This is a genomic window from Flavobacterium sp. DSP2-3-1, from assembly GCF_049896865.1.
GTDB lineage: Bacteria > Bacteroidota > Bacteroidia > Flavobacteriales > Flavobacteriaceae > Flavobacterium.
Genome location: NZ_JAFCVD010000007.1, coordinates 146,894 through 165,874, shown reverse-complemented (window position 1 = coordinate 165,874; position 18,981 = coordinate 146,894). Strand labels below are relative to the sequence as shown.

Annotated in this window: 16 protein-coding genes and 2 pseudogenes; 5 read left to right on the top strand and 13 right to left on the bottom strand. The window is 35.8% G+C overall.

Annotated features, from left to right (window positions below):
* Positions 1-49 precede the first annotated feature (49 nt).
* From ACP7AT_RS09890 to ACP7AT_RS09880, 3 genes are all read left to right on the top strand, one after another.
* Positions 50-880, top strand: coding sequence for a restriction endonuclease (locus tag ACP7AT_RS09890; protein ID WP_426064160.1), 831 nt, complete (start codon positions 50-52; stop codon positions 878-880).
* A gap of 43 nt (positions 881-923) precedes the next feature.
* A complete protein-coding gene (locus ACP7AT_RS09885; RefSeq protein ID WP_426064159.1) occupies positions 924-2,279 on the top strand; it encodes an MBL fold metallo-hydrolase RNA specificity domain-containing protein in 1,356 nt (451 codons plus the stop codon).
* A gap of 222 nt (positions 2,280-2,501) precedes the next feature.
* Positions 2,502-3,182 carry a DedA family protein gene (locus ACP7AT_RS09880; protein WP_426064158.1) on the top strand — a complete coding sequence of 227 codons (681 nt, stop codon included), beginning with the start codon at positions 2,502-2,504 and terminating at the stop codon, positions 3,180-3,182.
* Positions 3,183-3,263: 81 nt separating this feature from the next.
* On the opposite strand, the gene groL is transcribed toward ACP7AT_RS09880, so the two are convergent.
* The 13 genes and pseudogenes from groL to ACP7AT_RS09815 form a co-directional block, all read right to left on the bottom strand.
* Positions 3,264-4,892 (bottom strand): chaperonin GroEL, encoded by a 1,629-nt coding sequence (gene groL / locus ACP7AT_RS09875; protein WP_091202549.1) that lies wholly within the window; start codon positions 4,890-4,892, stop codon positions 3,264-3,266.
* Positions 4,893-5,028: 136 nt separating this feature from the next.
* Entirely contained in the window at positions 5,029-5,304 is a 276-nt protein-coding gene (locus tag ACP7AT_RS09870; protein WP_426064157.1) for a co-chaperone GroES, read from the bottom strand.
* Between the two features lie 135 nt (positions 5,305-5,439).
* Positions 5,440-5,784 (bottom strand): preprotein translocase subunit SecG, encoded by a 345-nt coding sequence (secG, locus tag ACP7AT_RS09865; protein ID WP_426064156.1) that lies wholly within the window; start codon positions 5,782-5,784, stop codon positions 5,440-5,442.
* 3 nt (positions 5,785-5,787) lie between these two features.
* The gene (locus ACP7AT_RS09860) at positions 5,788-6,639 is read right to left on the bottom strand and encodes a tetratricopeptide repeat protein (protein ID WP_426064155.1); all 852 of its coding nucleotides are present in this window, start codon (positions 6,637-6,639) and stop codon (positions 5,788-5,790) included.
* A 28-nt stretch (positions 6,640-6,667) separates the two neighbouring features.
* Positions 6,668-7,171: an LptE family protein gene (locus ACP7AT_RS09855; protein ID WP_091202539.1), complete on the bottom strand. Its 504-nt coding sequence runs from the start codon at positions 7,169-7,171 to the stop codon at positions 6,668-6,670.
* A gap of 100 nt (positions 7,172-7,271) precedes the next feature.
* Positions 7,272-8,528, bottom strand: coding sequence for a sigma-54 interaction domain-containing protein (locus ACP7AT_RS09850; protein ID WP_426064154.1), 1,257 nt, complete (start codon positions 8,526-8,528; stop codon positions 7,272-7,274).
* A gap of 56 nt (positions 8,529-8,584) precedes the next feature.
* On the bottom strand, positions 8,585-8,959 hold the full coding sequence (locus ACP7AT_RS09845) for a GxxExxY protein (RefSeq protein ID WP_426064153.1): 375 nt from the start codon (positions 8,957-8,959) through the stop codon (positions 8,585-8,587).
* Positions 8,960-9,044: 85 nt separating this feature from the next.
* Positions 9,045-10,490 carry a tRNA (N6-isopentenyl adenosine(37)-C2)-methylthiotransferase MiaB gene (gene miaB, locus ACP7AT_RS09840; protein WP_426064152.1) on the bottom strand — a complete coding sequence of 482 codons (1,446 nt, stop codon included), beginning with the start codon at positions 10,488-10,490 and terminating at the stop codon, positions 9,045-9,047.
* A gap of 163 nt (positions 10,491-10,653) precedes the next feature.
* Positions 10,654-10,818 (bottom strand): hypothetical protein, encoded by a 165-nt coding sequence (locus ACP7AT_RS09835; RefSeq protein ID WP_426064151.1) that lies wholly within the window; start codon positions 10,816-10,818, stop codon positions 10,654-10,656.
* Positions 10,819-11,087: 269 nt separating this feature from the next.
* A complete protein-coding gene (locus ACP7AT_RS09830) occupies positions 11,088-11,426 on the bottom strand; it encodes a hypothetical protein (protein WP_426064150.1) in 339 nt (112 codons plus the stop codon).
* 23 nt (positions 11,427-11,449) lie between these two features.
* Complete coding sequence (locus tag ACP7AT_RS09825; protein WP_426064149.1) at positions 11,450-12,181, bottom strand: MIP/aquaporin family protein; 732 nt, start codon at positions 12,179-12,181, stop codon at positions 11,450-11,452.
* Positions 12,182-12,241: 60 nt separating this feature from the next.
* A pseudogene (gene glpK / locus ACP7AT_RS09820) lies at positions 12,242-13,697 on the bottom strand (glycerol kinase GlpK).
* Between the two features lie 24 nt (positions 13,698-13,721).
* Positions 13,722-15,304, bottom strand: a pseudogene (locus ACP7AT_RS09815) (FAD-dependent oxidoreductase).
* Positions 15,305-15,447: 143 nt separating this feature from the next.
* On the opposite strand from ACP7AT_RS09815, the gene ACP7AT_RS09810 reads away from it, so the two are divergent.
* Both ACP7AT_RS09810 and topA read left to right on the top strand, forming a co-directional pair.
* On the top strand, positions 15,448-16,212 hold the full coding sequence (locus ACP7AT_RS09810) for a DeoR/GlpR family DNA-binding transcription regulator (protein ID WP_426064148.1): 765 nt from the start codon (positions 15,448-15,450) through the stop codon (positions 16,210-16,212).
* Positions 16,213-16,451: 239 nt separating this feature from the next.
* A complete protein-coding gene (gene topA / locus ACP7AT_RS09805) occupies positions 16,452-18,980 on the top strand; it encodes a type I DNA topoisomerase (protein WP_426064147.1) in 2,529 nt (842 codons plus the stop codon).
* The last annotated feature ends 1 nt before the right edge of the window (position 18,981 follow it).

Here is an 18,981-nt window from a genome sequence, read left to right as displayed (position 1 = left end):
TCAGTTTTTAATATTGGTTTAAGTAATTGTTTAACATTACATTGTCAACATGAAAATAGTAAAACATTCTGGAGATATTGTCGAATTTAATTCGGATAAACTTAAAAAATCACTTTTAAAGTCTGGCGCCAATGCTCTGGAAGTAGACTCGATTTTACATGCCATAAAAAAACAAATGTATGAGGGAATTGCTACTAAACAAATTTATAAAATGGCTTTTTCATTATTGAAGAAAACGGCCAATTCTCATGCGGCACGTTATAATTTGAGAGAAGCAATTCGGCTTTTAGGTCCTGCCGGGTTCTTTTTCGAAAAATATATAGGACGGATTTTTTCTTCGGAAAATTATAAATCGATAACCAATTTGACTTTACAAGGAAAATGTGTTTCACATGAAATAGATGTTTTGGTCAAAAAAAATGAAACTATTGCCATGGTTGAATGTAAGTATCATGCAGGCAGAGAAGCTGCTTCGGATGTGAAAGTTCCAATGTATATTTTATCCCGTTTCAATGACATTAAGGAAAGAAATCATCCCATTTTTGAAAGAAAAGACATCGTGTCTAAATGTTGGATTGTCATCAATAACCGGTTTACAGCAGATGCAATTACTTTTGCTAAATGTTCCGGATTGAGTTTGTTGAGTTGGAATTATCCTGAAGATAACAATTTGAAAACAAAGAATGACAATAATTCTCTTTATCCCGTCACCTGTTTGACGACCTTGTCCATTGCTGAAAAAGATAAATTATTGATCTTGGATGTTATTTTAGTAAAAGAAATTATAAATAATTTGGATTGTTTAAACAAAATAGGATTAAGTCCTAATCGGATAAAAAACGTGTTAAAAGAAGCGTCAGAATTGTGTAAGTATATTTAAAAGGAGTGATTACTGAGATTGTTAAATTTTAAATTTAAATCAAATGAAAGTTAAATTTATTGGTGGAGCGGGCACTGTGACCGGTTCTAAAACATTAATCGAAAGCAATGGAATTCGGATTTTGATTGATTGTGGATTATTCCAAGGATTAAAACCTTTGCGGGATCTCAATTGGGATCCGCTACCAGTTTTGCCTTCCACAATAGATTTTGTATTGCTGACACATGGGCATTTAGATCATTGCGGCTGGTTGCCCAGATTAGTCAATCAAGGATTTTCTGGGAAAATATATTGTACCAGTCCCACAAAAGATATTACTAAACTAATTCTTTTAGATAGCGCTAAAATTCAGGAAGAAGAAGCTAAAAATGCGAACGAAGGGAAATATTCTAAGCATGAAATTGCCGAGCCACTGTATAATGTGGAACAAGTTGAAAAAGTTTTTCCGCTAATTAGAGTAATCAAAACCAATGAGCAAATACCTTTGGAGGCGCAAATTGAAGCAGTGTATACTAATGCTGGCCATATTCTGGGTGCGTGCAGTATTGCATTAACCCTTGAAAATAAAACATTAGTTTTTTCCGGAGATATTGGTCGGGATGATGATGTGTTGATGTATTCGCCAACCAAACCTAAAAAAGCCGATTATGTTTTTCTCGAAAGTACCTATGGAAATCGGATTCATCCTAAAACGGATACTAAATTAGAATTGGAAATGTACATCAATAACGCGGTTGACAAAGGCGGAACGATTATTATTCCGAGTTTTGCTGTAGAGCGTGCCCAAACGATCATGTACTTGTTGTGGCAACTCAGGGAAGAAGATAGAATTCCTAATATTCCGTATATCATTGATACTCCAATGGGAATTAATGCACTAAATATTTTTTCTAATAACCAAAAATGGCATAAATTGTCGTCAGAAGAATGTGCCGAAATGAGTAAAATGTTCTCATTAGTTTCGGACTATAAGGAAACCATGGAGGTTATTTATGATGAACAACCTAAAGTAGTAATTGCTGCCAGCGGAATGCTCACAGGCGGAAGAGTATTGAGTTATTTAGAGCAGTATATCATTTTGCCACAAACTACTGTAATTATTATAGGGTATCAAGCCGAAGGAACACGCGGAAGAAAATTACTGGAAGGGGCAAAAGAAATTAAAATTCATGGGCAGTATTATCCAGTAAAAGCAAAAATTTTAGAAATACAGGGCTTGTCAGCACATGGTGATCAAAATAATTTACTCAATTGGCTATCAGAATTAGAAAATAAACCAACCAGAGTGTTTTTAGTTCATGGTGAGAATGAGCCGCTGGATGAACTCCGTATAAAAGTGCATGAAAAATATGGTTTTGATTGTAAAGTTCCTTTAATCGGCCAAGAGTTTGAGTTGTGATTAGTTTTGCGTAAGTGATTTCCGTTTCTAGCGCCAAGTAGCTTAGTGGAGAAAAATACAATTTTTTGGAGGATTTTTATAAATGAGCCTAAACTATGTTTTTCTAAATAGAAGTGTGGTATTCAACCGTTAATAAAACTTTAAAATAAAGCAATAAATTGTTCTTAAGATATATTATCCGTACTTTCACGCACAAATAATTTTAGCATAAAACACCGTAGAATGAACGATTTTGATTGGAAGAATTTAATTGACCCACTTTTTTATATTCATTTTGATGTTAATGGGATTAAACTGGGAATCTATATAGTTTTATTTATCGTATTTGCTGAAACAGGTCTCTTTGCGGGTTTCTTTTTACCTGGAGATAGTCTTTTGTTTTTGGCAGGAATTTACAGCCGAGAATTAATAGAAAACATTCTATTTATTGATAATGATTTTATAAATGTTGTGCTTTTATCAACGCTTGTGGCGTTATCGGGAATTTTAGGAAATATTGTAGGTTACTGGTTTGGATCAAAAAGCGGATACTATTTGTACAATAAGGAAGATAGTTTTTGGTTTAAGAAAAAATATTTGGTTCAATCAAAAGACTTTTTTGAAAAATACGGAGGGAAAGCAATCATTTTTGCCCGTTTTCTTCCAATATTAAGAACCTTTGCACCTATCGTAGCTGGAATTGTATCCATGGACAAACAAAAATTCATGTTTTATAATGTCTTAAGTTCATTTATTTGGTCTTTTACCTTAATTTTTGCCGGACATTATTTATATGGTTTTTTACTTGAAAATTATCAGATTGATTTGAAAAAGCATATTGAATTAATTGTATTGATTTTAGTTGGAATTACTGTTTTACCTGTAATTTATAAGTTCAGCAGAAAACCAAAAAATCAAGAATAAACAAATAATTTACAATTCACAAAAAAAAACCGTCCCGATTTATATCAGGACGGTTTTTTTAGGACTAGACTTGAATTGCTATTACATCATCCCTGGCATACCTCCACCCATCGGGTTTCCGCCACCATTATCTTCTTTGATATCAATCAAAGCACATTCAGTAGTCAATATCATTCCGGCAACCGAAGCTGCGTTTTCTAATGCTACACGCGTTACTTTTTTAGGATCAATAATTCCTGCTTTAAGCATGTCAACATATTCATCCGTTTTGGCGTTGTAACCAAAATCACCCGAACCTTCAGCAACTTTTGCAACAACAACTGAACCTTCAAGTCCTGCATTTTCAACAATAGTTCTTAATGGAGATTCTACTGCACGAGATACAATTTGAATTCCGGTTGCTTCATCAGCATTGTCAGCTTTAATAGCGCTAAGTGCGTTTTTAGCTCTCAATAAAGCAACACCACCACCAGCAACAATTCCTTCTTCAACAGCAGCACGAGTTGCGTGAAGTGCATCGTCAACTCTGTCTTTTTTCTCTTTCATTTCTACTTCAGAAGCAGCACCAACATAAAGTACAGCAACTCCGCCAGCTAATTTAGCCAAACGTTCTTGCAACTTTTCTTTGTCATAATCAGAAGTTGTAGCTTCCATTTGACCTTTAATCTGGTTTACACGATTTTTGATCATATCAGCTTCACCAGCTCCGCTTACAATCGTTGTATTGTCTTTGTCGATAGTCACTTTTTTAGCAGTTCCTAACATCTCGATAGTTGTATTCTCTAAAGTGTATCCTCTTTCTTCTGAAATTACAGTTCCTCCAGTTAAGATAGCGATATCTTCCAACATTGCTTTTCTTCTGTCTCCAAAACCAGGCGCTTTTACAGCAGCGATTTTCAGAGCTCCACGTAATTTATTTACCACCAATGTAGATAATGCTTCACCATCAACATCTTCAGCAATAATCAATAATGGTTTTCCAGATTGAGCAACTGGCTCCAAAACGGGTAATAATTCTTTTAAAGAAGATACTTTTTTGTCATACAAAAGGATGTAAGGATTTTCCAATTCTACTTCCATTTTTTCTGAATTAGTCACAAAATAAGGAGAAAGATATCCTCTGTCAAATTGCATCCCTTCCACAACATCAACATACGTATCTGTTCCTTTGGCTTCTTCGACTGTGATAACTCCTTCTTTTCCAACTTTTGCGAAAGCAGTAGCGATTAATTCACCAATTACTTCGTCGTTATTGGCTGAAATTGAAGCAATTTGTTTTATTTTTTCAGAATCACTTCCTACTACTTTTGCTTGTTTTGCTAAGTCAGCTACAATAGCTTCAACCGCTTTATCAATACCACGTTTCAAATCCATAGGATTTGCTCCCGCAGCAACGTTTTTCAAACCTTCTTTTACAATTGCTTGTGCCAAAACTGTTGCAGTTGTAGTTCCGTCTCCAGCTAAATCATTAGTTTTAGACGCTACTTCTTTCACCATTTGAGCGCCCATGTTTTCCAATGGATCTTTCAATTCAATTTCTTTTGCAACAGTAACACCATCTTTAGTAACAGTTGGTCCACCAAAAGCTTTTCCAATAATTACGTTACGACCTTTTGGTCCCAGCGTTACTTTTACTGCATTTGCTAATGCATCAACACCACGTTTTAATCCGTCACGTGCTTCAATATCAAATTTTATATCTTTTGCCATTTTTGTTGTCATTGCGAGGTACGAAGCAATCGCATCCTCATTGTTAATTTAATTTTTTTTAAGTTCCCTTCGCCATTTTCAGCAAAGCTCTCGAGTCAAGTTGTCTCGATACTTAATTTTTCAGATTGAATACTATTTAGATAATTGCTAAAATATCGTCTTCACGCATAATCAAATAATCTTTTCCTTCCAGTTTTAATTCAGTACCAGCGTATTTTCCGTAAAGGACAGAATCACCAACTATTACAGTCATGGTGTGGTCTTTTGTTCCGTTTCCAACAGCAACAACAGTTCCTTTTTGTGGTTTTTCTTTGGCTGTATCTGGAATAAAAATCCCTGAAGCAGTTTTGGTTTCAGCAGCAACGGGCTCGATAAGAACTCTGTCTGAAAGTGGTTTGATGTTTAAAGCCATAATTTTATATTTTATATTATTTATTTTAACTGCTGTAAAGATTTCAGAAATTATGCCATCCTAGTAACACTGACATAATTTCTTATAAAAAATGCCAGCTTTGACAGGCTGGCATTTAGAATACGTTGTAATGATTTATTTCGCTGGATTTGTTGCAGCAGGTGTATTTTGTGCAGGAGCAACTGGCGTGTTTGTTGTTGGTACGGAACTTCCTGTGTTTTCAATGATTTTCGAATCTGTATCACTTAATGTTCCTGTAAAGCTCAAGCTTGAAAGTAATATAAGTGCAATAAGTATAGTTGCTAATGTCCATGTGCTTTTGTCTAAAAAATCGGTGGTTTTTTGTACTCCACCTAACATTTGAGCACCACCTATTGTAGAGGATAATCCGCCACCTTTAGGGTTTTGAACCATGATAACTACGATTAATAGAAAACAAACGATAGTTATTAAAACTAAAAAAATTGAAAATGTGCTCATTGTTTAATTATTATTATGTTGTAAAATCTTAATATCCGATATGCGGTCTGCAAAGAAACTACTTTTTTCTGGATATTTCAAAATTAATATTTCATAAGCTTGAATCGCTTTTTGATATTTTTTTTGTTCCAAATAAACACGGGCTAAAGTCTCTGTCATCAACGAAGAATTGTCCACTGCATTTAGGTCGAAATTGACCGTGGAAGGCACACCATGTTTTACTGGAGAAATCTTCGGACTCTTTTCAATAAATTTGTCGATAAGTTCTGTTTTTTTCCTTTTGTCGGCATCTATAAGTGGAGCAGGTTTATTAGTTGGTTGCTCACTTTCTCTTTTGATAGGTTCCGTGCGCGAAAGCTGAAGCCATTCTTGGAAGGAATGTTGTTCTTTTTTGGAGAAATCCAACGGCGTACCAATGGCTAACTTTTCTTCAACTTTTGTTAAATGATCCTTCTTCGCGATTGGAGAAGCTTCCTTTATTGAAGTCAGGATAGATTGTTCTAACGTGGTTATTTTAAGTTCTGGTTTTTCTTCAGCAATAAGAATCTCGCTATCTATTACTTCGAGGTCTAGAATTTCGAGTGCTTTTCTATCATACAGACTTTTATGAATTGACGTAAACGTATCCGATGTGATGAAATCAAATAAAACCAATCTGTCCGTTGAATAGGCTGCCGTTATTTTTAAAGCAGCATTATATTTAAAACTATTTTGATTGTAAAGTCCTTTTAATTGAATAGCTCTGGCACTTTGAAAATAAGGAAACTGTTCCAATACTTTTTCTAAATCTTCCGTTTGCTTTTCATTGACAGCATCGGGTTTGTTAATCAAATAAGTATAATCGGTTACGTTCATTTTTAATGTTAAATAATTAAACTTTAATTTACCATTTAGCTAATGACTCATTAAAGATATCTTGTGTTATTCTTTCGAAAATATCTTTCAAAGCTGAGTTTAATGTAGCTCCTGTTAATTGTTGTTCTGCGGGATAATCATAGAAAAATGTGAATGGTTTTTCAAAATCATCTGCTTCTTTTTTCTTATTGGTAAAACGAACATTCACTCGAATCGTCAGACGGTTTTGAGCAGCTCGCTGATCCGCGGTTGCTGTCATTGGACTGATTCTGTAATCTACAATTTCTCCTTCATACGTCAAATCAGCACCGTTTTTGACCAAGTTCAAATTGGTTTGGTTCAAAATCAAATCTTGAAGTTCTAATGTAAAGGTGCGGTCAATTCCGGGTTCAATTAGTTCCGCATTATTCTGAAAAAAGCCCACTTGAAATGTTTCGGCATCAATTTTACCGGTTCCTGTAAAGTTATAAACCGAGCAACTGTTGATACTCACTATTATTATCGAAAGAAGAATAAGTTTTATTTGTTTCATTTTCTATTTTAAAAATTGCTTCGCCAGTGTGCTAAAACTCGGGTCAAATATATTGATTTTCAATCAAAGCATATGCGTCTTTATGTCTTTGTTAAAAAAACTACAAATCAAATTGCTTAATTTTTCTGTATAAAGTTCTTTCAGAAATGCCCAATTCATCCGCGGCAGCTTTTCGTTTTCCTTTGTTTTTTTCTAATGATTTTATAATCATTTCGATTTCTTTTTGTTCTAAACGCAAGGTTTCTTCTTCCTCGACAGTTTCTGCAAAAAGATAATTGTCGTCCTGTTCCTGATATAAATCCTCATTGTTTTGAGCCGCTATCAATGATGCTCTCGGTTCTTCTTCAAAATCTATTTCACTATCGCTTTCTTTTGAACCGTATATTTTTTTAATTAAATTTTGATTCGTCTCTTGCACTTTTGAGCCTCCATTTTGAATCAGTTCCAGCGTTAATTTTTTCAAATCATTCAAATCACTTTTCATGTCAAAAAGCACTTTGTACAAAATTTCCCTTTCGGTACTAAAATCACTTTCGCTTTTTTTGTCTTTAATTACAGAAGGTAAATTGCTTCCCTGCGCGGGCAAATAAGATTGTAATGTCACGGCAGATATATCTCTGTTTGTTTCCAAAACGGAGATTTGTTCCGCTACATTCCGCAATTGTCGAATGTTTCCGCTCCAACGAAATTTTTGCAGTAACTGAACCGCATTTTCGTCAAGTTTCAAAGGAGGCATTTTATATTTATGCGCAAAATCCGCAACGAATTTCCTAAACAATAAATGAATGTCATCTTTTCGGTCTCTCAAAGGCGGCAAAGTAATATCCACCGTACTCAAACGATAATATAAATCTTCACGGAATTTACCTTTTTCAATCGCATCAAATAAATTGACATTCGTAGCGGCTACAATTCGTACGTCTGTTTTTTGAACCTGAGAAGAACCTACTTTTATGAATTCACCATTTTCGAGAACACGTAATAAACGTACTTGAGTGGTTAACGGTAATTCACCAACTTCATCCAGAAAAATTGTTCCGCCGTCAGCCACTTCAAAATATCCTTCACGGGTTCCTGTTGCTCCGGTAAAAGCACCTTTTTCATGACCGAAGAGTTCACTGTCAATCGTTCCTTCTGGAATCGCACCACAGTTAACGGCAATATATTTTCCGTGCTTTCTATGCGAAAGCGAATGAATAATTCTGGGAATATTCTCTTTTCCAACTCCGCTTTCTCCCGCTACTAATACCGTAATGTCAGTAGGAGCTACCTGAATGGCTTTTTCTATCGCACGATTAAGTTTCGGATCATTTCCGATAATCTCAAATCGTTGTTTTATCGCTTGAACTGATTCCATATTTTATTTTTTTTGCCACAGATTAAAAAGATTCTCACAGATTTACTTAATTTTATTTACAAAACATATCTTTTATATTGTAAAGATTTATTTTGAAAATTAACTAATAATCCAACTTCTGAATCTGCTAATTTCAAATAATTTAAAATTTGTGCAATATGTTCATTGCAAAATTCTTTCACAGCTTTTATTTCTAATACAATATCTTCACATACAATAAAATCGGCGTTAAATTTACTACGCAAAATCTCACCTTTATAATTAATCGAAAATTCTTTTTCTCTTTCATAAGAAATATCGTTTAGCTTGAATTCTATTTCTAATGCATCTTTATACACAATTTCAAGTAAACCAGGTACTAATATTCGATGGACTTCCATACAAATTCCTATTATTTTATACGTTTCTTGCTCTCTGTATCCTTCTATCACAACGTTTTAATTTTTTGTAGCAGATTATAAAGATTAAAGAATTAAAAAGAAATCTGTGAAAATCTTTTTAATCTGTGGCTAATTTTTAATTCATTTGACTCAAACCAACTGCTTCTCCTTTCAAAGTTCCGCTGGTGCAAGAAGTAATTCTCACATTTACAAAATTTCCAATTTTATAATCTTCTTTTGGAAAAACTACGGTAATACTTTGTGAATTCCTTCCAGAAAACTCTTCTGTTGATTTTTTTGAAACTTTTTCTACCAAAACCTCTACAGTTTGACCAATGAATTCTTCACTGCGGAGCCAAGCGTGCTTTTGTTGTAAATCGACAATTTCCTGTAATCTTCTGGCTTTAGTTTCGTCGGTAACATCATCTTCCATTTTTCTTCCTGCCAAAGTTCCCGGACGTTCTGAATACGAATACATATAACCAAAATTATATTTCACATACTCCATCAAACTCAAAGTGTCTTGATGATCGTCTTCGGTTTCTGTTGGGAAACCTGAAATCATATCCTGTGAAATTGAACCATTCGGAATAATAGTTCTGATTTTGTCAATCAAAGTCATGTATTCTTCACGCGTGTGCAATCGGTTCATTTCTTTTAGGATTCTATTACTTCCTGACTGAACCGGTAAATGAATGTGTTTGCAAATATTTTGGTGTTTTGCAATCACGTGCAAAATACTTTCGTGCATATCTTGTGGATTTGAAGTCGAAAATCGGATTCTCATTTTTGGGAAACCAACCGCTACCATTTCTAGTAATTGATCAAAATCAACTGCAGTAACTCTTTGCATTTCGGTTGCATTTTCAAAATCTTTTTTCAATCCGCCGCCGTACCATAAATAACTATCTACATTTTGTCCCAAAAGTGTAATTTCTTTAAACCCTTTATTCCACAAATCCTGAATTTCGGTCATGATACTCTGCGGTTCTCTACTTCGTTCTCTCCCTCGGGTAAAAGGTACCACGCAAAACGTGCACATATTATCACAACCACGGGTGATAGAAACCAAAGCCGTAATTCCGTTGCTCATCAATCGAACGGGCGAAATATCACCATAAGTTTCGTCTTTCGACAAAATCACGTTAATCGCATCGCGTCCTTCTTCCACTTCTTGCAAAAGGTTCGGTAAATCTTTATAGGCATCAGGACCCACAACTAGGTCTACAATTTTTTCTTCTTCAAGGAATTGACTTTTTAAACGCTCGGCCATGCAACCTAAAACGCCTACTTTCATTTTTGGATTGATGCGTTTCACCGCATTGTATTTTTCCAAGCGTTTGCGAATAGTTTGTTCCGCTTTATCCCGAATCGAACAAGTATTTACCAAAACTAAATCGGCCTCTTCCAGAATTTGCGTTGTATTGTATCCGTTTCCGGATAATATAGAAGCTACAATTTCGCTGTCTGAAAAATTCATTGCGCAACCGTAACTCTCAATAAAAAGTTTCTTTGTGTTCTCGGGTTTATTTTCTAAAACAAGACTTTCTCCTTGTTTGCTTTCTTCAATAATCTTTTCCATCCTATATTTTCAAAGTGCAAAGATAAGGGAATTCAAATAAATATGACAAGATGTCAGATTAAGAATTAACAATGTTTTGTGTTTTTATTTGGGGATAAAAAAAAGTTCTTTTATTTTTAAAAGAACTTTTTCGTTAACAAACAATATGCTGTTGAATTTGTTATCAAAACAATACTACACCCAATTGAATTCGGGCAATTTTAAGCGTTGGATTCCACATTGCTATTGCAGAAACGGGAACATTAGAATGTAGAATCTGAATGTTTTTGTAAATCCGGATTCCAGTATTTACGATATCAAAATTACTGTTTGGGTCATTTGTATACAAATGGGAGGTACCATTTAAGGCAAATCTGGCTCCTAAATAAGCCTCTTAAATGATTTTTTGATTTTTCAACAGTGGATAGCCTAATTCTACATAGGTTGAATACCTATTTTTATAATCGAGGTTGTCCAGCAATTCAAGATCATTGCCATAAAACAGAAAATCAGCTTCTATACGCAAAGGAAATTGGTAGGATGTTCTTAAATCAAGAATGTGCGTGGTTGACTTTCGATCATAATTAAAAACAGCTGAATTTTCAATATTTGTAGCATTCAATAGGTCCCACTAAGCAATTGAAAAACCATTATTTTGGTATTGAATGTAGTAATTAATTTCTTTGTACCCCTGTCAAACTCCTTTCCGCCCCAAACATCAACGGTAAGATTTTGTTTTTTATCTAAAGCATAATGAATGTTAACCATGGCAGTCGTGCTTGCATTGATGACTAGTCCCCTCCATAGGTGCCTCGTTTTTAATACTACATCAAAATTTATTAGGTTTGGTTTTTTGCTTTTTGTAGCTGTTGGAATACTGTCAGAAATACTTATTTCTCGGGCGTATCCAGCCAGCGCTATAATAGAAATTATAGTGGGGAAAAATAATTTTCGCATGATTATACTTGTAAATAAAAAGGTTAGAGCAGCACCACATAAAGGGCTGCGGCCAAACAGGATCCTATTATTGGACCAATAAGAGGGACCCAGGAATAGCTCCAATCGCTACTTCCTTTTATTGGTAAAATAGCGTGCATGATTCGAGGGCCCAAATCTCTTGCAGGATTTATAGCGAATCCTGTGGTACCTCCCAATGACAATCCAATAGCCCAAACTAAAATAGCTACTGGTAGAGCACCAACAGTCCCAAGTCCAATTGTAGCACTAGTATCAGAACTCATTACAAGCTCTGGACCTGCGATATAAAATATTACAAAAATCAAGACAAAAGTAGCGATGATTTCACTCATCAAATTGGAAGAGTAATTCCGAATCGCGGGTACTGTGCAAAAGCAGGAAAGTTTATCGCTTTCGCCCTCTGTAGCAGAAAAATGATCTTTATGAGAAAGCCATACCAAAAGCGCACCTAACATAGCTCCAATCATTTGAGCCAGTATGTAAGAAGCAACTTGAGACCATGCAAATTTCCCGATGAGCGCCAGACCTAAAGTGATAATTGGATTTAAATGTGCGCCACTAATCGGGCCTGCGACGGCAACGCCTACAAAAACGGCAAAGCCCCATCCTGTACTAATGACAATCCAACCGGAATTATTTCCTTTGGTTTCTTTAAGAACGACATTCGCAACGACACCGTTACCTAATAAAATCATAAGCATCGTCCCTAAAATTTCTGCTGTAAATGGAGTCATAATTTTTGGTTTTAGTGATTAATCTTCTGTCCAGTTTCCAGCTCGGCCTACCGCTTTATCTCAGTTTTTAACCAATTCAGTGACAGTCTCGCTGGGCATTTCGGGTAAAAATTCACGGTCTGTTGTCCATTGTTTTTGTAATTCATCTACGCTGTCCCAATATCCGATAGCTAAACCGGCTAAATAAGCGGCTCCCAAGGCTGTTGTTTCTAATGTCTTCGGACGTATCACTTTAAAATCAAAAATATCCGATTGAAATTGCATCAATAAATTATTGGCAACCGCTCCGCCATCTACTCTTAATTCTGTTCCCTTTTTTTCGAAATCAGCTTCCATGGCTTTTACTAAATCATAAACTTGACAGGTTATTCCTTCGAGAGTTGCTCTCACAATGTGTGCGTTTGTGGTTCCTCGAGTTATCCCAGTTATGGCTCCTCGAGCATATTGGTCTTAGTAAGATGCTCCCAAACCTGTCAGTGCGGGAACAAAATAGACACCCCGCGTTGTCTGGAACACTGGCTGATAATTCTTCAATTTCATGGGCGGCGTCAGTCATTATAGCACCATCTCTCAGCCATTGTAAGGAAGCACCACCAACAAAAACACTACCATCTGAGGCATAGGTTGTTTTTCCGTTAATTTTCCAGGCTATGGTTGATAATAAATTGTTTTTAGAATAAACGGGCTTTTCGCCAGTATTCATCAACATAAAACAACCGCTTCCATGCGTGTTTTTTACCATTCCAGGTTCGATCCATAGTTGACCAAAAAGGGCTGCTTGCTGATCTCCGGCAACTCCGGCTATAGGAATTTTTGTAGAAAATAGCGTGGTTGAGGTCACTCCATACACCTCGCTACTTTGTTTTATTTCGGGCAATATCGATTGCGGGATATCGAATAAATTTAATAGTTCCTGGTCCCATTCAAGAGTATGAATGTTTAACATCATGGTACGACTTGCATTAGAAACATCAGTCAGGAACATTTTACCTCGGGTCAGTTTCCAAATAAGCCAAGTGTCGACCGTTCCAAAACATAATTTTCCTTGTTCTGCTTTTTCACGTGCTCCTTCCACATTGTCCAAAATCCATTTTAATTTTGTGGCAGAAAAATAGGCGTCTAAAACCAATCCTGTTTTTTCTTTAATTATATCTCCGTGGCCTTGAGCTTTCAATGTGTCGCAATATTTTGCAGTTCTTCTATCTTGCCAAGCGATGGCATTATAAATTGGTTTATTAGTTTCTCTATCCCAAACAATTGTGGTTTCTCTTTGATTGGTAATGCCAATGGCGGCGATTTCTTTTCCTGAGATTCCCACTTTAGCAATAACTTCAGCGGTTACGCTCATTTGTGAGGACAAAATTTCGTTTGGATCGTGCTCTACCGATCCTGGTTTAGGGAAAATTTGTTCAAAGGATTTTTGCAAAACGTTGACAATTTCTCCATCGTGGTTAAAGACAATTGCCCTTAATGAAGTAGTCCCTTGGTCAAGGGCAAGAATTAGTTTATTTTTCATTTTTGGCGTTTTTAGGTTAATAGATTATTTTACATGAAATTCGGTCAAAAGAAAATCGTTGGCTAGAGCTCTAAATTCATCCGTTTGAGTTTCAGCCCAAGCGTTATCATATCCTAATTCTGTCGCTAATAATTGGGCAACTTTTTTAGAAGAATCAATGGCTGCTCGGGCGTCTAAAACCAAAAGACGTACGCGTCTGGCTAATACGTCCTCTATGGTTCTGGCCATTTCGAAACGAATAGCCCATGCTACTTTAGCCATTGTGTACTCATAATTGGGATGTAGCTTTTCTTTTAAAAAAGGCTCGTCTTCCTGTAATTTCAATATTTTTGGAATGTCAGTTCCATAAATGTATAAATGATTTTCGCGGTCAGTTTCTGAGCTTGCTATATTTCCATGAATGGCAATATGTTCCGTTTTACATCCGTTTTTAGGTAGATTATGGACTTTGATCGCTTTGACAACAACGTCCTCAGCAATTTTTCGGTTCGTTGTCCATTTTCCTCCAGTGATTGTGATTAATCCAGTATCCGAAACAATTATTTTATGGATTCTGGAAACTTCTTTGGTCCGTTGTCCTTTTTTTTCTGGCGCTGCCAATGGTCTTAATCCTGCAAAGACAGATAAAACATCCGCTCTGGTTGGTTTCTTCTCTAAAAATCTTTGGGCAATTTCTAAAACGAAATCAATTTCTTGTTCCAAGGCAATTGGTTCCAGACTTGATTTTTTCACCAAAGTATCGGTGGTTCTTACCACAATTTTATTATGCCACGGTACCGCAAATAAAACGCGCCCTTCACTTGTTTTTGGAATCATTAAAGTGTTTTGACTTGGTAAGAAAGATTTGTCAAAAACCAGGTGAATTCCTTGGCTTTAAACAAAATATTTTTTGTATTCCAAATCGTTCATCTTCATGATTGAATTCGTAAAAACCCCAGTAGCGGTAATAACCGCAGTTCCGGTCAGTTTATATTTAATACCGGTTTCTTTATCTTCAAATGCTACTTTTGTAACTTGATTTATTTCATCTTTTAATAAATTAATCACTTTCGAATAGTTCAAAAGCGTGGCTCCTTTTTCAACGGCTGTTTGTGCAATGTTGATCGCCAAACGCGAATCATCAAACTGGCCGTCTTGATATACAACGCCGCTAACCAATCCTTTTTGTGTAATGGTTGGAAGCAATTCTATTGTTTTTTTCTTGAAATATATCTAGAGGCGCCTAAATTTAATCTTCCGGCTAACATATCGTAGATGGTTAATCCTACGGCGTAGAAATATCCACCCCACCAATTGTAATTTGGAATCACAAAGGATTGGTTTTTTACCAAGTGACTGGCGTTTTGAGCCATTAGACCTCTTTCTTTTAGGGCTTCACGTACCAAAGCAATATCTCCTTGTTCTAAATACCGAACCCCGCCATGAACTAACTTTGTGCTTCGACTGGAGGTTCCTTTTGCAAAATCAATTGATTCTAACAATATGGTTTTAAAACCTCTGCTAGCTGCGTCTAACGCTATTCCTAATCCGTTAGCGCCGCCGCCAATTATGATTGCATCCCAATTTTTGGTGTTCGTAAGTTGGGCTATTTGTTCCGATCTTTTCATTTTATTGTTTTTATTTCGCAACACAATATTTCGTTTTACAAAAATAACGAAATAAGTCGAAACAAAGTGAAGCTGTTCAAAGTAAATAGTTTTTTTTTATTTCTAAAAGAATACCTATCTTTATTTGAATTTTAAACAGTAATATGGCTATAATTAATATCAGACAGGGACTAATAATTCAAGAATTAAATCAAAAGGGGTATGTCAATGTAGTGGAACTTTGTGAAACTCACAAGGTTTCATCCGTAACCATACGAAAGGACTTGAGTTTTTTAGAAAACAAAAATCTGTTGCATCGTACTCATGGAGGTGCAAGTAAACAACCCATTTATGCGTTCGAAAGAAATGTAAGTGATAAAGAATTGCTTCAGGTAGAACAAAAAATGCTTATTGCAAAAGCGGCTTTAAGTTATATTAGCAACAATGATTATATTATTATGGGCTCCGGGACTACTATACATAATTTATCCAAAATGATGGGAGGGTTTCAAAAATTGACCGTGCTAACTCCTTCGCTGAAAGTTTCTTTAGAACTTTGCAAACATTCAGAAATTGACACCATTCAATTGGGTGGAGATATTAGAAAAGCATCAACTTCAGTTGTGGGTGCTATTGCAGAAGGAATTTTAAGTCAATTTTCCTGTAATAAATTATTTATAGGCACGGATGGGCTTCATTTAGAGTTTGGGTTGAGTACGTCAAATGCGATGGAGGCCCATTTAAATCAAGCGATGATTGATGTTGCCGAAAAAGTTATCGTGTTGGCAGATTCGACTAAAATGAATGTCAGAGGATTTGGGAAGATTTGCAATTTAGAAAAAATTGATGTTTTGATTACGGACTCTGGTATCGACATCGAAACTAAAACGAAACTGGAAGATCTGGGTTTAAATGTTGTCGTGGTATAAGAAGAACGAATTTGAAGGAGGATTTATTTAATTTAAGTATTTAATTAGAAGGATGCTTTAATAAATATTGCGTCAAAAACTTTTTATTTTGGATCAAATAAAATTGTTTAATTTGTTTTTAAATCAAAGAATTCAAATCATTCAGAACCTGTAATTCATCGAGAAAATTTACTTTTCAAATTTAAAAAACTCAAAATTTAAAAAAATCATATACTTTTGCCGACATAAACAATCGGAATATGGCAAAGAATTTAGTTATAGTGGAATCACCTGCAAAGGCAAAAACAATCGAGAAATTTCTAGGAAGTGATTTCCAAGTGGAGTCAAGTTACGGGCATATTGCCGACTTGCCATCTAAAGAAATTGGTGTAGATGTAGAAAATGGTTTCAAACCTAAATATGAAGTTTCAGCCGATAAAAAAGCATTGGTCACCAAATTAAAAGGGTTGGCAAAAAAAGCTGAAATGGTTTGGTTAGCGAGTGATGAGGATCGTGAGGGTGAGGCTATTTCTTGGCATTTAGCCGAAGAATTAAAATTAGACAAAACCAAAACTAAGCGAATTGTTTTTCACGAAATTACTAAAACAGCGATTTTAAAAGCGATTGATAATCCAAGAGAAATCGATTATAATTTAGTCAATGCACAACAAGCACGTCGTGTTTTGGACCGATTAGTTGGTTATGAACTGTCACCAGTACTTTGGAGAAAAATAAAAGGAGGACTTTCTGCGGGTCGTGTACAATCAGTATCCGTTCGTTTGGTTGTAGAGCGCGAAAGAGAAATTCAAAACTTTAATGCAACTGCATCGTATTCTGTTGTAGCTGAATTCACTAACGAATCCGGAAAAACATTCAAAGCCAAACTTCCTAAAAATTTTAGTACTAAAAAAGAAGCTGAAGATTTTTTAAATAAAAATATAGGTTCTACATATAAGGTAGCCGATTTAGAAACGAAGCCTACCAAAAAATCACCGACTGGTCCATTTACAACGTCAACTCTGCAACAAGAAGCCGCACGTAAATTGTATTTGCCTGTTGGAATTACCATGCAACTCGCACAACGGTTGTACGAAGCCGGACTTATTACGTACATGAGAACGGATAGTGTGAACTTATCCAAAGATGCGATGGAAGCTGCTCAGGCTGAAATTATCAAATCCTATGGGAAAGAGTTTTCTAAACCTCGAACTTTTGTCAATAAAAGCAAAGGAGCACAGGAAGCACATGAGGCGATTCGTCCTACGGACATGTCGCGTCATACGGTAGATATCGACAGAGATCAAGCGCGTTTGTATGATTTGATTTGGAAGAGAACGTTGGCTTCGCAAATGAGTGATGCACAATTAGAACGTACTAACGTGAAAATTGAAGCGAACAATCACGGTGAAATTTTTACTGCATCAGGTGAAGTATTGCTTTTTGAAGGTTTCTTAAAAGTATACTTGGAAGGTCATGATGACGATGAAGAAGAGCAGGAAGGCATGTTGCCGGCGATGAAAGTCAATGAAAAATTAGGAAACAATTACATTACAGCGACAGAAAGATATTCTCGCGCAGCTGCAAGATATACGGAGGCTTCTTTGGTAAAAAAATTAGAAGAACTTGGGATTGGTCGTCCTTCTACTTACGCACCGACGATTTCTACGATTATCAACAGAAATTATGTCGAGAAAGGAAATCTTGACGGTCAGGAACGTAATTATACGCAGCTAATATTGCAATCCGGGAAAGTAGGAGAGAAGTTGCTAAAAGAAAATACAGGTTCTGATAAAGGAAAATTAGTGCCTACAGATATTGGAACGATTGTTACTGATTTCTTGGTAAAGAATTTCGGAAACATTTTAGATTATAATTTCACTGCAAAAGTGGAACAGGATTTCGATGAAATTGCCGAAGGAAATATTGAATGGACAAAAATGATGCAGGAGTTTTACGATACATTTCACCCAACAGTGAAAGATGTAGAGGCGAATGCTGAAAGAGAAAGCGGTGAACGAATTCTGGGAACAGATCCAAAAACCGGTAAGCCAGTTTCGGTGCGTTTAGGGAAATTTGGACCAATGGCTCAAATTGGAGCTGCAGATGATGAAGAGAAAAAATTCGCCAGTTTAATGACGGATCAAAATATTGGAAATATCACTTTAGAGGAAACGTTGAATTTGTTTTTGTTGCCAAAAAATTTGGGTGAATATAAAGGAGAAGAAGTTGAGGTAAGTAATGGACGTTATGGTCCTTATATTCGTCATGGTGCGGCTTTCGTTTCTTTGCCAAAAGGCGAAAATCCATTAGACGTAGATTTTGAAAGAGCCCAAGAATTAATTGATGAAAAAGCTCTGGCAGATGCGCCAATAGCAGTTTACAAAGGCGAAGGCGTTCAAAAAGGAACGGGTCGTTTTGGTCCTTTTATCAAATGGGACGGCTTATTTATAAATGTGAGTAAGAAATACAATTTTGATAATCTGTCTCAATCGGATATTGAAGCATTGATTGAGGATAAATTGCAAAAGAATATTGATAAAGTTTTGCACAACTGGGAGGACGAAGGAATTCTAGTCGAAAAAGCCCGTTGGGGACGCTCGGTTATTACCAAAGGGAAAATCAAAATCGAATTAAGCAAAGATGTTGATGCTACTAAATTGACATTGGCAGAAGTTCAGGAAATGATTGACAAGAAAACGCCGGCCAAAAAAGTAGCCGCTAAAAAAGCACCTGCAAAAAAAGCAGTAGCAAAGAAACCAGCAGTTAAGAAACCCGTAGCAAAAAAGTAAA

Coding starts and splice junctions, on each gene's coding strand:
- ACP7AT_RS09870 (WP_426064157.1), bottom strand. CDS start 5,304: ATGGCTTTAAACATCAAACCACTTTCAGACAGAGTTCTTATCGAGCCC.
- ACP7AT_RS09860 (WP_426064155.1), bottom strand. CDS start 6,639: ATGAACGTAACCGATTATACTTATTTGATTAACAAACCCGATGCTGTC.
- miaB (WP_426064152.1), bottom strand. CDS start 10,490: ATGGAAAAGATTATTGAAGAAAGCAAACAAGGAGAAAGTCTTGTTTTA.
- ACP7AT_RS09850 (WP_426064154.1), bottom strand. CDS start 8,528: ATGGAATCAGTTCAAGCGATAAAACAACGATTTGAGATTATCGGAAAT.
- ACP7AT_RS09825 (WP_426064149.1), bottom strand. CDS start 12,181: ATGACTCCATTTACAGCAGAAATTTTAGGGACGATGCTTATGATTTTA.
- ACP7AT_RS09855 (WP_091202539.1), bottom strand. CDS start 7,171: ATGAAACAAATAAAACTTATTCTTCTTTCGATAATAATAGTGAGTATC.
- ACP7AT_RS09810 (WP_426064148.1), top strand. CDS start 15,448: ATGGCTATAATTAATATCAGACAGGGACTAATAATTCAAGAATTAAAT.
- topA (WP_426064147.1), top strand. CDS start 16,452: ATGGCAAAGAATTTAGTTATAGTGGAATCACCTGCAAAGGCAAAAACA.
- ACP7AT_RS09880 (WP_426064158.1), top strand. CDS start 2,502: ATGAACGATTTTGATTGGAAGAATTTAATTGACCCACTTTTTTATATT.
- secG (WP_426064156.1), bottom strand. CDS start 5,784: ATGAGCACATTTTCAATTTTTTTAGTTTTAATAACTATCGTTTGTTTT.
- ACP7AT_RS09830 (WP_426064150.1), bottom strand. CDS start 11,426: ATGCGAAAATTATTTTTCCCCACTATAATTTCTATTATAGCGCTGGCT.
- ACP7AT_RS09890 (WP_426064160.1), top strand. CDS start 50: ATGAAAATAGTAAAACATTCTGGAGATATTGTCGAATTTAATTCGGAT.
- ACP7AT_RS09885 (WP_426064159.1), top strand. CDS start 924: ATGAAAGTTAAATTTATTGGTGGAGCGGGCACTGTGACCGGTTCTAAA.
- groL (WP_091202549.1), bottom strand. CDS start 4,892: ATGGCAAAAGATATAAAATTTGATATTGAAGCACGTGACGGATTAAAA.